The sequence below is a fragment of the Sphaerotilus sulfidivorans genome (genome assembly GCF_013426975.1).
In the GTDB taxonomy this organism is placed as follows: domain Bacteria; phylum Pseudomonadota; class Gammaproteobacteria; order Burkholderiales; family Burkholderiaceae_C; genus Sphaerotilus; species Sphaerotilus sulfidivorans.
Map to the genome: position 1 here is coordinate 1 of NZ_JACCPY010000057.1, position 13,458 is coordinate 13,458.

Below are 13,458 nucleotides of genomic sequence, written 5' to 3' on the forward strand. Positions count from 1 at the left end.
ACCCGACTGCACTCGACGCTGGCCTACGTCAGCCCGATGCAGTTCGAAGAAAACTGGCTCGCCGGCCAAGCTCGGCAAGCCAGCGCGTAGTCTGGCTATGGGATACGGAATACAGGGGCAAGGTCAGGCCCAAGCTGCTGGGCACACGCTTGGTGTTTGCTGGTTTCTGTGGCTCGAAGACCTGCCGCACTCTCGAAGCCACCGTCAAGCCAGCCTGATGTCCTGGGTCTTGTGTTTGGCTTGTTCACACCTTGGGTTCTGCTTGTCTGGCTTCAGGGTGGATCCCCAACGCCATCATGTACCTCATGGTGAGTAGATCGTCGCGTGGATACTTCACTGTCATCAGGCGCACTGGCTTGTCAGGACTGATCAGCTACCCAGGGTCTCCACCTGGAAGCCGACGACGTTGCGCTCAGTCTTCCCGAACTCGATGCCGACCAAGTGGATCGGCTCACTTCGGGCTCGGTACTTGTCGGCGTAGCCTCGGTCCTTGATCTGCTTGAGTGCTTCGCCAGTGGCTTGACGATCGACGACCTTGAACTCGAACAGGAACACCTGCTCTGCATATAGCACTGCCATGTCGATGCGACCGTGACTGGTAGCGTCTTCCACTCGCACATCCAGACCCAATGCAGCGAAGTGGCTGTAGAAGACACTGGCGTAGTGCCCCTCGAAGCCGGCGAGCGGGTTGCTGCGATACCAGTCGCTCGGAATGCTGGCGAACAGCGCTCGGATCAGAGTCTCCAGCTCGTCGAGCGCACCACGCTGCAGGATCGTCGTCAGCCGCTCCTGGGCCTCGGCGTCGCCCTGCACACCGTACTCGGGCAGCAGCACCTCGTTCAGGCTGGCTTCGACTTCTCGGTTCGGGTAGCCCAGCGTGTACATCCACTTGCCCAGCACAGGCTGGCGCACATCGTGGATGGTGAGGTAGCCCGCCTGGAACAGCAGCGCCTCCGGGGCAATGCGGTCGACATCGAAGCTAGAGAGCAGCGCGGCATTGGTGTGCAGTGCTTGCAGTCTGGGAAGGAAAACCTTGCGCTCAGCCAGCAGCTTGACCAGGAAGGATGGGGTTCCTGTCTCGAACCAGTACGCACCGAACACCCGCTTTTGGAACAGGTTGAGCACGTCGTAGGGGTTGTAGACCCCGGTGCCGAGCCAGTTGTAGCCGTTGTACCAGCGGCGGATCTCGTCGCGGTCGAGTCCGGGCAGCTCCGGTGCGAAGACGGTGTCGATGTCCTCATCGGTGTAGCCGCACAGTGCGCTCCAGCGCGCATCGAGCGTGATGTCGGTGAGGTTGTTGAGCCCGGAGAACAGGCTGACCTTGCTGAACTTCGACACGCCCGTCAGGAAGACGAAGCGCAGATGCTCGTCGCAGTCCTTCAGCGTACCGTAGAGCTCGCTCAGCATGTCGCGCTGGGTCTGGGCCACCGCCGGGTCCGTGAGGTGATCGAGCATCGGCTTGTCGTATTCGTCGACCAGCACGACGGCGCGCTCGCCCCGGCTCTGATGGGCCTGGCGGATCAGATCAGCGAAATTGCCGGCCAGATCCTCTTCGGGCAGCCCGGCGGGCAGCGGCAGACCGAGCGCGACACGGTTGACGCGCAGGTTCTCGCGGATGCGCTGCGCCAGCAGGCGCCCCTGCGGGCCGGAGCCGCTGGAGAAGCTGATGCGGATCACCGGATGCGGCTTCGACCAGTCCCAGCGGGACTCGGCCGCCAGGCCGGTGAACAGCGCCCGGTTACCCTCGAAAAGCTCCTTGAGCGTGTCGACCAGCAGGCTCTTGCCGAAGCGGCGCGGGCGGCTCAGGAAGTAGTACTTGCCTGCCTCGATCAGGTCGACCGCCATGCCGCTCTTGTCGACGTAGTAGTGCCCACCTTCGCGGATCTCGCGCAGGTTCTGGACGCCCAGGGGCAGCTTCAGGCGTGGGAGCACGGGCGTGGTCATGAGACAAGTGTACGGAGTCTGGTTCGACTGGCTTGGTCCCTGCGAAGGAGCACCTGTTCCCTGGCTTGCGTCTGGATTTCAGTCGTTCTCGCCGTTGGCATGGTCAAGGCAGCGGAATGTCGTACCGTGCCGAAGCGGAATGTGGTCCCGACTCCTGAAGCTCGCTCAGCGACGATTTTTCTTGTTGCGTCGTGCCCAGGAGAGCGCTGCATCCGCGAGGCAGAACAGAGAGATCAGGTCGCCGCGACCGTCTCCACCTCGAAGCCGACCACATTGCGCTCGACCCGGCCGAACTCGATGCCCACCAGATGGATCGGCTCACTTCGGGCTCGGTACTTGTCGGCGTAGCCTCGGTCCTTGATCTGCTTGAGTGCTTCGCCAGTGGCTTGACGCTCGACGACCTTGAACTCGAACAGGAACACCCGCCCGGCGTAGAGCACCGCCATGTCGATGCGACCGTGACTGGTGGCGTCTTCCACCCGCACATCCAGCCCGAGTGCGGCGAAGTGGCTGTAGAAGACACTGGCGTAGTGCCCCTCGAAGCCGGCGAGCGGGTTGCTGCGATACCAGTCGCTCGGAATGCTGGCGAACAGGGACCGGATCAGCGTCTCCAGCTCGTCGAGCGCACCACGCTGCAGGATCGTCGTCAGCCGCTCCTGGGCCTCGGCGTCGCCCTGCACACCGTACTCGGGCAGCAGCACATCGTTCAGGCTGGCTTCGACTTCTCGGTTCGGGTAGCCCAGCGTGTACATCCACTTGCCCAGCACAGGCTGGCGCACATCGTGGATGGTGAGGTAGCCCGCCTGGAACAGCAGCGCCTCCGGGGCGATGCGGTCGACATCGAAGCTGGAGAGCAGCGCCGCATTGGTGTGCAGTGCCTGCAGCCGCGGCAGGAAGACCTTGCGCTCAGCCAGCAGCTTGACCAGGAAGGATGGGGTTCCGGTCTCGAACCAGTACGCACCGAACATCCTCTTCTGGAACAGGTTGAGGACGTCGTACGGGTTGTAGACCCCGGTGCCCAGCCAGTTGTAGCCGTTGTACCAACGACGGATCTCGTCACGGTCGAGCCCGAACAGCTCAGGAGCAAAAACAGTGTCGATGTCCTCGTCGGTGTAGCCGCACAAGGCGCTCCAACGCGCATCGAGCGTGATGTCCTGGAGCTGGTTCAGGCCCGAGAACAAGCTGACCTTGCTGAACTTGGACACGCCGGTCAGCAGTACGAAGCGCAGATCTGCATCGGCCGACTTCAGCACCGAGTAGAAGCTGCGCAAGGTGTCGCGCATCACTGCAGCGGTCTCGCGGTCGGCGAGGTTGTCGAGGATGGGCTTGTCGTATTCGTCGACCAGAACCACCGCACGCTGACCGGCCTGGACGGCTGCGGCGTGGATCAGCTCGCCGAAGCGGCCGCTGAGCGACTGGTTGTGCAGCGTCAGCCCGAGACGACGCACATGGTCGTCGACGATCTCGTGTAGCCGCAGCTCGAGTTCGTCTCGGCTGCGCACTTCGCCAGCGCCGAGGTCGATGCGAATCACCGGATGACGCGTCGACCAGTCCCAGCGGGATTCGGCGGCCAGGCCGGTGAACAGTGCCTGGTTGCCCTCGAACAGCTCCTTCAATGTGTCGACCAGCAGGCTCTTGCCGAAGCGACGCGGACGGCTCAGGAAGTAGGCGGAACCCGCTTCGATCAGGTCGATGGCCAGCCCGGTCTTGTCGACGTAGTAGCAGCCCTGCTGGCGCAGCTTGGCCAAGTTCTGGATGCCCAGGGGCAGCTTGAGTCGTGGGAGCTCGGGCGTGGTCATGAGACAAGTGTACGGAGTCTGGTTCGACTGGCGGGATCCCTGCGAAGGAGTGCCTGTTCCCTGGCTTCCGTCTGGATTTCATCCGTTCCCGCCGTTGGCATGGTCAAGGCAGCGGAATGTCGTACCGTGCCGAAGCGGAATGTGGTCCCGACTCCTGCAGCGTGATCAGCGACGCTTCTTCTTGTTGCGCCGTACCCATGACAGTGCGGCACCCATGAGACAGAACAGCGGCATCAGGTAGCGCAGAACGCTGCTTGCGGTCTGCTTGATCTGGCTGATGGCCAGCATGCTGACCTGGCCTGCTTCTGCCGATCCGGTCACTGGCTGAGCTGCCCAATGGCTGAAGAGCAGATAGCTGACGAGAGCCAGGATCACGCCCACCCACCAGGGGAGCAAGGCAACCAGGTCGGTGATGTCGTCGGCAGTGGACGAGCGGCGGCGAGACATGACGGGTTCCTCCTGAAGATGCGATGGCGCTCGGACTCCTGTCTGGATCCACTGGCCCATCAGCTTGGATTCTCGTGTCTCGGATGGGTACGCCGGCAGACAGCCGACACCTCGATGACCTTCAGCCACTCGATCGTGGCCAGCGCTTCCTGGCTCAAGAGCGGCAGATGTTCGCCTGGATCGACGTGCAGGTGTGGGTGTGATGGCCGATTCGGTGAAAGCCAACGTCCTCTTCACTTGGCCAAGAGCAACTCGAGCATCACCAAGGTCTGGTGCCGGAGAGATCTGTGCAAGTACTTGATCCCACTGGATTTTTCTGGAGGGCTGCTTCGGTTGATCTGGCTTCTTCTCAAAAAAAGACAGCCATGATAATGAAACTTATCATCAACATGACTTCATGAAATCATCGAAAGATGATCTCTCGGCGCCGTGCTCAGGACGGCTGTCGCCAGCCACAGCGCACCATGGAAAACGCACGGTGCGGTCTCGATCGGCGTGCTAGGCCACCTGTTCGACCTGCCTCAGGCATAGGTTTCGTCGGCTGTTTCTGATAAATCTGGCAGCCCCCGAACAGGCCCGCTGCCCATGCCCGACATCACCGACTCGCCCCCGCCTGCCGTCGCTCGCGACATCGCCGCCTTGCGCGCTCATCTCGACCAGCGCGTGCCCAAGCGTCAGCCCGGCCAGAACCTGCTGATCGCCACCTGGAATCTGCGCGCCTTCGCTTCCCTCACCCGCGAATGGACCGCCAGCGCCAAGGCCTCACCGAAGCGTGACCTGCGTGCGCTGCTGGCCATCGGCGAGATCCTGCGGCGCTTCGATGTCATCGCCCTCCAGGAGGTCAAGGGCGACCTGCGCGCGCTGCGCGACCTGATGCGCTGGCTCGGCGACGACTGGGCCTTCCTGATGACGGACGTGACCCAGGGCGCCTCGGGCAACGACGAGCGCATGGCTTTCCTCTACGACGCCTCTCGGCTCAAGCCCTCCGGCCTGGCCTGCGAGCTGGTGGTGCCCCAGGAGTGGCTCCAGGAGGTCGGGGCTGATGCGCTGCAGCGCCAGTTCGCGCGCACGCCCTACGCCGTCAGCTTCCGCGCCGGCGCCACCACCTTCATTCTCGTGACGCTGCATGTCATGTACGGCACCGACAGCAGCAGCCGCGTTCCCGAACTCAAGGCGATCGCGCGCTGGATGCGCGACTGGGCCGACCAGACCAGCGACTGGGCGCAGAACCTGCTCGTCCTGGGTGACTTCAACATCGATCGTCAGGGCGATCAGCTCTGGCAGGCCTTCACCTCCACCGGCCTGACCGTGCCCGATGTGCTCAACCAGGTTCCCCGCACGCTCTTTTCCGATCCTGACAAACCCGATCAGGGCTCCTTCTATGACCAGATCGCCTGGTTCACGAATGCCAAGGGCCAGCAGCAGATTCACGCCCGCTTTCGCCAGGCCGGCCATGTCGACTTCACCCCTTTCGTGTACACCGACCAGAAGATGACTCGGCTCGCCCTGTCGTACCGCATTTCCGATCATTTCCCGCTCTGGGCCGAGTTCGGGCTCTGAACCGGACTGCCTCAGGTGGCTTGGGCGCTGGCCCTGCGCATCTTCGCTGTCGTGCGAACCGGCGGGGCGGTCTCGGGCGTGCGGATCACCAGCCCTTCAGGCACCAGCGGGCAGCCCAGTTCGTGGGCCTCGGCCGGCTCGGGCCAGCGGTAGGCGCGCACATCGTCGACCGCGGGGGCGATCAGCGCCTCCAGTTCGATCATCAGCCGGTGCATGTGTGCGGCGGAGGCCTCGACGATGAAGACGCTGTACTGCAGCGGCATGCCTTGGCTCTGCATGAAGCGCAGTACCCGCAGGCCCCGGGACGTGTCGCGGATGTCGTAGCAGACCACCCAGCGGACGCGGGCGTTCAGGCTCATGAACCGCTCGCTGTATCTGGCCTGGCGTCCTCGTCCAGGCGGTCTTCGTCGAAGGTGGTTGCTGCCAGTGCCGCCTCGCCCTGCGCACGCAGCACCCGCGCCAGCGCGGCGCAGCGCCACCGCAGCCAGCGCCGCAGTGGCCGCACCGCGTGAGCGGCCCATTCGGCGTAGAAGGTCTGCCGGCCGGCCTTGCCCAGCAGGCAGGCGCCGCCGGGGGACTCGGGCCGAGTGAAGTGGTCTTCGCGCAGCGTACGGTCCCGGAACAGCGCGGCCACCCAGGCATCGACCTCGGCGCGCAGCGGCTCGATCAGGTCGCTGGCGAGCGACTCGCGGCCGAAAGCCGGGCGGTGGTAGAAGCCCAGCAGCGGGTCCAGCCCGGCGGCCTGGGCCGCGGTGACCGCCTCGGCATGCAGCAGCGTGTAGCCCAGCGACAGGCAGGCGTTGGCGGGATCGCGCGGCGGGCGGCGGTTGCGCCCGGTGAATCCCAGTGCCGGCGGCAGCACGGCGGCCAGGCCGGCGAAGTGCGCCCGCGCGGCCGTGCCCTCCAGCCCGCGCAGCGTGGCCAGGCGCGCGAAGGTGTCGCCGCTGTCGGCGTGCAGCACGGCCAGCGCCTCGCGCACGGTGGCCACGCCGCGTTCGGCACGGGTCAGCGCCAGTCGCGCGTCGGGGCGGTCCTGGCGCCAGCGGGCCAGCACCCGCGCCTGGCGGTTGATCTTGGCGTGCACGATGCCCTGCGCCCAGGCCGCGCACCAGCGAGGCTGCATGACCTGCTGCGCCTGCGCCAAGCGTACAGTCGCGTCGTTGTGCGCGGGGCCAAGCACGAGGGCCACGCGGCGGCCGGTGCGCGGGCTCAGCAGCACGGTGCTGGCGCCGGCCTCGGCCAGCTTCAGCAGCACGCCGCTGTCCAGCCGGGTCTGCAGGCCGTGGATGACGCAGCGGTCGATGAGCTTCAGCGGCACCGAGCCGCGACGGACACCGTTTTCGTAGAGCGCAAGCGCGTCGCCGTCGGTGCGGACTTCCAGGTGGGCGCGATCCAGCAGCAGGGTGGACATGATGGCGGGGCGGTGGGTCAGCCGATGTAGAAGAATTCGGGATCGGCCGGGGCCTCGCCCGTGCCGAGCACCAGGGTGCGCTGGCGCGGGTCGAGCCGCAGCAGGAAGAAGCGGTCGGTGGCCTCGTCGATGAGCCAGACGATCTGCTCGAGCACGCGGCGCTTCTCGGCCTCGGTCAGCCAGATCTCGTGCACCGACTTCTGCCCGCCGGTGGCGAAGCCCCGCAGCAGCTTGAGCGCACCGGCGCGGCAGCGGTTGTCGCGGATGTCGTAGGCGGCCAGGTAGAGGTGTCGCAGCGGGGTGCTCATCGGGAACAGGCTCCGGTGTTCGCAGGCCTTCATGGTCGCCGCGAACCGGTCTGCCGACTTCCGGCGGCAAGGTTGCCGCGCCCGAAGTGAACACGCCCGCCCTGCCGCTACAATGCGCCCTGCCGGTTCAGACCAGCCTGTGGACGAGCCCCATGCCAAGAGTCAGCTTTTCGCTCCGTCGTTTGTCTGACCGGCTTCCCTGATGTTGAAGGGATTGAGACAGGTCGGCGTGTCCTACCGCGGAGACCCAGTTGTCTGACCGGCTTCCCTGATGTTGAAGGGATTGAGACCCGCAACTGCGCGGCAGTAGCAACAAAACCCTCCGTCTGACCGGCTTCCCTGATGTTGAAGGGATTGAGACGCTGACGGCTTTCCGGGCGTCAGTGCGCATCGCTTGGCGTCGTCGCCACGCTGCGTCACCAGCTCGTCCCATGCCCGCGTCAAGATGCCTCGCACAGGCGCAGGCACATGCGCACTCCTGCCGAAACTGAAGCTTCACCGAATCGGACCGCAGGGTGAATCGCACCGCAGATGCTATGCTGCGCAACACCCCGATGCTGCTCCCGCCCGATTCATGACCCTGAAGTGCCACCTGGCGCGCCTGATGGCGCGCGACCGTCTGCGCGTGTCGGACGTCGCGCGTGCGACCGGCCTGAACCGCAGCACCATCACCGCGCTGGTCCACGACCGGGCCACGCGGGTGGAGCTGCCCGATGTCGAGGCGCTGTGCCGGGTGCTGCACTGCGGTGTGGGCGATCTGTTCGAGTACAGCGCGGACGACCAGCCGGCCGAGGCCGCTGCCCAGGAGATGCGGTCATGAGTCTCGGCGCGAACCGCTGGCATGTCATCGCGCAGTCCGGCTTCCCGTGGGAGCGCGAGGCGCTGGAATGGCTGCGCGCGCAGCTGCCCGATCGCGATCCCTGGCATGTCTGGACGAATTTCGAGTTCATCGACGACGAGGGGCGGGTCAACGAGGTCGATGCGCTGGTGCTGTCGCCGGCGGGGCTGTTTGTCGTCGAGATCAAGTCGCGCCCGGGCATCGTCTCGGGCGATGCGCACACCTGGACCTGGAGCACCGACGGCCGCGAGCGCTCGGTCGACAATCCGCTGCTGCTGACCGATCGCAAGTGCAAGCGCCTGGCCAGCCTGGTGCGGCGCCAGAGCGCGGTGGTCAAGGCCAAGATGCGCGTGCCCTTCTTCGCGCCGCTGGTCTTCCTGTCGTCCACCTCGGTCAGCTGCCGGCTGCAGGGGCTGGCGCGCAGCGGCGTCTTCCTGCGCGGCCGGCCCGGTCATCCGGAGGATGACGGCCTGATCGCCGCCTTGAGCCACGGCCCGAACGGCCAGATCTACGGCGCGCCGCTGGATGCCGCGGCCATCAAGGCCCTCAACAAAGGCGTGATCGAGGCCGGCGTGCGCCCGTCGAACAAGCACCGACAGGTCGGCGACTATCGGCTGGAGCGGCTCATCGCCGATGGCGACAGCTTCCAGGAGTGGCAGGCCCGCCATGTCGGCGTCGATGTGCAGCGCCGGGTGCGCATCTACAACCTGGCGCACGCCGCCAGCCCCGAGGCCCGCCAGACCCTGCTGCGCCAGGCCCAGCGCGAGTTCAAGGTGCTCGAAGGCATCGAGCACGGCGGCATCCTGCGCTGCAGCGAGTACAAGGACAGCGAGCTGGGCCCGGCGCTGATCTTCGACCTCGATCCCCGCGCGATGCGCCTGGACCACCTGATGCGCGAGCACGGCCAGCGCCTGAACGCCGGCCAGCGGCTGCTGCTGGTGCGGGGCATCGCCGAGGTGCTGAAGTATGCGCACTCGCGCCGGCTCTTCCACCGTGCGCTGACGCCGCAGAGCGTGCTGGTGCGCGACATCGAGACCGCGGCGCCGCGCGTGCAGCTGATGAACTGGCAGACCGCCGCGCGCGAGGCCGAGGACGGCAGCGGCCGTGCTGGTTCCACGCTGCACCGCACCACCGGCACGCTGCATGTGCAGGCCCATGTCGACGATCCGAGCCAGGTCTATCTGGCACCCGAGACCACCCGCGCCGATCCGGTCCACGGCGCGGAGCGCGACGTCTTCTCGCTCGGCTGCCTGACCTGGCTGATCTTCACCGGCCAGGCTCCTGCCGCCTCACGGCTGGAGATGGATGACCGGCTGCGCGACGGCCAGGGCCTGCGGCTGTCCGACGCGATGGACGGCTGCCCGCCGGCGCTGCAGACGCTGGTGCAGTTCGCCACCAGCCCGGAGGTCATCACCCGCTACGGCTCGATCCAGGAATTCCTCGACGAGCTGGACAAGGTCGAGGACGAGCTGACCACGCCCGACCCCGAGGCCACGGTCGATCCGAGCCTGGCCAATGGCGGCGACCGCATCGAGGGCGGCTACACCGTGGTGCGGCGGCTGGGGCGCGGCGCCTCCAGCGACGCGCTGCTGGTGCGCCAGGACGGCAGCGAGGACGAGCTGGTGCTCAAGGTGGCGGTGGACAGCGCGCACAACGAGCACCTGCAGGCCGAGGCCGAGGCCCTGGGCCGGCTGCGCCATCCGCACATCGTCGAGCTGCGCGGCACCGGCAGCGTGGCCGGGCGCACAGCGCTGCTGCTGCGCAGCGCGGGCGATCAGACGCTGGCGCAGCGCATCAAGACCGAGGGCCGCCTGTCGCTGGACATGCTGCAGCGCTGGGGCGAGGAGCTGCTCGACGCGGTGCGGCTGCTGGAGGAGAACGCGGTGGTGCACCGCGACATCAAGCCCGACAACATCGGCATCGCGCCCAACCGCAGCGGACGGCTGACGCTGGTGCTGTTCGACTTCTCGCTGACGCGCACGCCGGCCGACAACCTCAAGGCCGGCACGCCGCCCTATCTCGATCCCTTCCTGGGCCTGCGCGCGCAGCGGCGCTGGGATCTGCATGCCGAGCGCTTCGCCGCCGCGGTCACGCTCTACGAGATGGCCACCGGGCGCCTGCCGCGCTGGGGGGACGGCCAGAGCGCGGCCGAGCTGATCGAGGCCGAAGCCGCGCTGGAAGCCGACCTCTTCCCGAGCGCGGTGCGGGGGCCGCTGCAGGCCTTCTTCGCCAAGGCGCTGGCGCGCGCGGCGAGCGAGCGCCATGACAACGCCGAGGAGATGCTGCGGGCCTGGCGGAATGTCTTCGCGCAGGTGCTGACCACCCCGGCCGGCGCGCCGCAGGGCTTCGAGGCCCTGGCGCTGACCGTGACGCCGGGCACCACGCTGGCCGAGCTGGGCTACGGCCCGGAGGCGATCGACGTGCTCGACCGCATGGGCATCCATGATGCCGCCGCGCTGCTGGCGGTCGATCGCATCCGCTTCCGCTACCTGCGCGGGGTGGGCGACAAGCTGCGGCGCGAGATCCGCCTGAAGGCCAAGGAGCTGGCGCGGCTGCGGCCGGACCTGACCCAGGGGCGCGGCAGCCTGCACGAGGCCGAGGACAGCGACGCCGTGGATGCCGCGCTGCCGCTGCCGGTCAACGAGCTGGCCGGCCTGCTGATGCCCCGGCGCCCCGCGGGCGATGACCGGCCCGAGGACACCGCGCTGTCGTGCTACCTGGGGCTGGAGGACGAGGTGCCGGCCGGCACCTGGCCGACGCCGGGCGAGGCGGCCCAGGCCGCCGGCGTGGACCGCGCCATCGTGGTGAAGGCGATCACCGCGGCGCGCAAGAGCTGGCTCAGGAAGCCGGCGCTGACGACGCTGCGCCAGGATGTGGCCGAGCTGCTGGCCGCCCAGGGCCAGGTGATGACGCTGCGCGAGGGCGCGCTGGCCCTGCTGGCCCTGCGGGGCTGTGCCGAGCAGGACGACACCCAGCGCCTGCGCCTGGCCTGCGCGGTGCTGCGCGCGGTGGTCGAGGCCGACATGGACACCGCCCAGCCCCGCTTCGAGGTCCATGCGCATGGCGCGGTGCTGCTGATCGCCGCCGAGGCGCGCTGGGCCGAGCTGGCCCGGCAGCTCGCGCAGACCGCCGACGCCTGCGCGCTGGCCGATCCGCTGCTGCCGCCGGAGCGGGTGCTCAAGGCGCTGGAAGGCGCCTGCCCGGCCGGCGACGGCGCGCTGCCGCCCGGGCTGAGCGCGGCGCGGCAGCTGCGCCTGGCCACCAATGCCTCGCGCGGCGCGGCGCTGTCGGCGCGGCAGGAGATCTATCCGCGCGGCATGCCGGCACTGCAGGCGCTGCGCCAGTCGCTGAGCGCGCTGGCCGGCGTGACGCTGAGCGAGGACCAGCTGCACGAGCGGGTGCGCGGCCGCTATCCCGAGGCCGAGCCGCTGCCGCGCCGGCCCCAGCTCGACCGCCTGCTCGAAGCCGTCGGGGCGCCGCTGGCCTGGAACGAGGTCGAGCGGCGCTACTGCCGCCAGCAGCTCGACACCGGCCCGAGCACGGGCGCCACCCTGCTGAGCCGCCGGGCCACCCTGCTGGGCAGCCGCAGCGCCGACGGCGAGCCGCAGGACGCCGCGGTGCTCGACGCCCGGCACCTGGAGCGCCGGCTGCAGCAGCATCTGCGCCAGGGCGGCCTGCTTGCGCTGACGGTGGAGCCGCGCCTGGCCGTGCCGGCCGAGGCCGAGCTGCTGCGCCGCTTCGGCCCGTCGGCGGCCGGCGGCCTGCGGCGCCTGAACCTGGAGGCGCTGCTGCTGCGCGAGCTGCGCACGCGGGCCGCGGCGCTGAAGGTGGACTGGGCGACCGTGCTGCGCGCCGATGCCGCGGCGCCGGGCAGCCGCGACTGGACCCACCTGCTGCGCCTGGTGAACCTGTGCCTGCCGGCGGTGCGCCAGGCGCTGCTGACGAGTGCCGAGCCGCTGCTGGCGGTGCACGCCGGCCTGCTGGCGCGCTATGGCCAGATGGGCCTGATCAGCGAGCTGGAGCAGAGCGTCGGCCGGCCGGGCCAGACGCCGGCGCTCTGGCTGCTGCTGCCCGGGCCGCTGGCCGCCACGGCCAGCATCGACGGCACGCCGGTGCCGCTGGTCAACGCCGGCGCGGTGGCCGGCCTCGGCGAGGCCTGGATCCGCAATCTGCACCGCAGCACGCCGGCTGCGCACTGACCGACACCTTCTTGTCTTGACCACAACACGGGGACGCGACGGCGCGTCCTGGGAGAACCCGCCTTGATCGATGCACCGCGGCTGCTGGCCGACCTGATCCGCCAGCTCAAGGGCCTGGAAGACGACCTGCGCGCGCGCCTGCTGGCGCCGGCCGGGACCGAGGCGGCGGCCGAGCCCGCCCTGCAGACGCTGAGCGCCGAGCTGCGGGCCGAGTGGGAGGCCGCGCGCCAGGCCGGGCGCTGCGCCGAGACCTTCGACACCTGGGCCGAGCAGGTGCTGACGCAGGGTGCGGTGCACTGGCTGCTGTCGTGCGTGTTCCTGCGCTTCATCGAGGACAACGCGCTGGTGGAGCGGCCCTGGATCGGCGGCACGCCCGACTCGGGGCGGCTGGCCCTGGCGCGCGACCGCCACGAGACCTATTTCCGCGCCCACCCGACCCAGAGCGACCGCGACTACCTGCAGGCCGCCTTTGCCGAGGCCGGCACGCTGCCCGGGCTGCACACCTTCTTCGATGCAGCGCACAACCCGGTCTTCCGGCTGCCGATCAGCGGCGCGGCGGCGATGGCGCTGCGCGAGTTCTGGCAGGCGGTCGACCCCAACACCGGCGCGCTGGTGCATGACTTCACCGACGCCGCGCTCGACACCCGCTTCCTGGGCGATCTGTACCAGGACCTGAGCGAGGCCACCCGCAAGCGCTATGCGCTGCTGCAGACGCCGGAGTTCGTCGAGGAGTTCATCCTGGACCGCACGCTGACGCCGGCGATCCAGCAGTTCGGCTGGCGCGAGGTGCGCATGATCGACCCGACCTGCGGCAGCGGGCACTTTCGGGCCGCCGCAGAAAACGGAAAAAATCGTACGCTAAGCCTGCGAACCCAGCCTGGCCTTGGCCAGCAGCCGGGCAATAGTGGAAGGGTGAACATTGAACAGCCGGGCGGCGTCGGCTGCCGTTTGT

At 68.3% G+C, this 13,458-nt stretch carries 9 protein-coding genes and 1 pseudogene; 4 read left to right on the forward strand and 6 right to left on the reverse strand.

Annotated features, from left to right (window positions below; genetic code table 11):
* Positions 1 to 369: 369 nt before the first annotated feature.
* The 3 genes from HZU84_RS19280 to HZU84_RS19290 form a co-directional block, all read right to left on the reverse strand.
* Positions 370 to 1,944 (reverse strand): ATP-binding protein, encoded by a 1,575-nt coding sequence (locus HZU84_RS19280; RefSeq protein ID WP_180693093.1) that lies wholly within the window; start codon positions 1,942 to 1,944, stop codon positions 370 to 372.
* A gap of 233 nt (positions 1,945 to 2,177) precedes the next feature.
* Complete coding sequence (locus tag HZU84_RS19285; RefSeq protein ID WP_180693094.1) at positions 2,178 to 3,743, reverse strand: ATP-binding protein; 1,566 nt, start codon at positions 3,741 to 3,743, stop codon at positions 2,178 to 2,180.
* Positions 3,744 to 3,908: 165 nt separating this feature from the next.
* A complete protein-coding gene (locus tag HZU84_RS19290) occupies positions 3,909 to 4,190 on the reverse strand; it encodes a hypothetical protein (protein ID WP_149501925.1) in 282 nt (93 codons plus the stop codon).
* A 585-nt stretch (positions 4,191 to 4,775) separates the two neighbouring features.
* On the opposite strand from HZU84_RS19290, the gene HZU84_RS19295 reads away from it, so the two are divergent.
* Positions 4,776 to 5,750, forward strand: a complete 975-nt coding sequence (locus HZU84_RS19295) for an endonuclease/exonuclease/phosphatase family protein (protein WP_149501927.1) — start codon at positions 4,776 to 4,778, stop codon at positions 5,748 to 5,750.
* Between the two features lie 11 nt (positions 5,751 to 5,761).
* Here HZU84_RS19295 and HZU84_RS19300 read toward each other — a convergent pair whose 3' ends face one another.
* Genes HZU84_RS19300 through HZU84_RS19310 form a run of 3 tightly spaced genes read right to left on the reverse strand, consistent with a single transcriptional unit; the run spans position 5,762 to position 7,469 of the window.
* Complete coding sequence (locus tag HZU84_RS19300; RefSeq protein ID WP_149501929.1) at positions 5,762 to 6,109, reverse strand: CRISPR-associated endonuclease Cas2; 348 nt, start codon at positions 6,107 to 6,109, stop codon at positions 5,762 to 5,764.
* Positions 6,106 to 7,161 carry a CRISPR-associated endonuclease Cas1 gene (gene cas1 / locus HZU84_RS19305; RefSeq protein WP_149501931.1) on the reverse strand — a complete coding sequence of 352 codons (1,056 nt, stop codon included), beginning with the start codon at positions 7,159 to 7,161 and terminating at the stop codon, positions 6,106 to 6,108. Before cas1 ends, HZU84_RS19300 begins: the two co-directional genes overlap by 4 nt.
* Positions 7,162 to 7,178: 17 nt before the next feature.
* Entirely contained in the window at positions 7,179 to 7,469 is a 291-nt protein-coding gene (locus HZU84_RS19310) for a CRISPR-associated endonuclease Cas2 (RefSeq protein ID WP_149501933.1), read from the reverse strand.
* Positions 7,470 to 8,043: 574 nt separating this feature from the next.
* Between HZU84_RS19310 and HZU84_RS19315 the strand changes: the two genes are divergently transcribed.
* The 3 genes and pseudogenes from HZU84_RS19315 to HZU84_RS19325 form a co-directional block, all read left to right on the forward strand.
* Entirely contained in the window at positions 8,044 to 8,289 is a 246-nt protein-coding gene (locus tag HZU84_RS19315) for a helix-turn-helix domain-containing protein (RefSeq protein ID WP_219341018.1), read from the forward strand.
* The gene (gene pglW, locus HZU84_RS19320; protein WP_180693095.1) at positions 8,286 to 12,506 is read left to right on the forward strand and encodes a BREX system serine/threonine kinase PglW; all 4,221 of its coding nucleotides are present in this window, start codon (positions 8,286 to 8,288) and stop codon (positions 12,504 to 12,506) included. Before HZU84_RS19315 ends, pglW begins: the two co-directional genes overlap by 4 nt.
* Positions 12,507 to 12,569: 63 nt before the next feature.
* A pseudogene (locus HZU84_RS19325) lies at positions 12,570 to 13,458 on the forward strand (hypothetical protein); the annotation flags it as partial.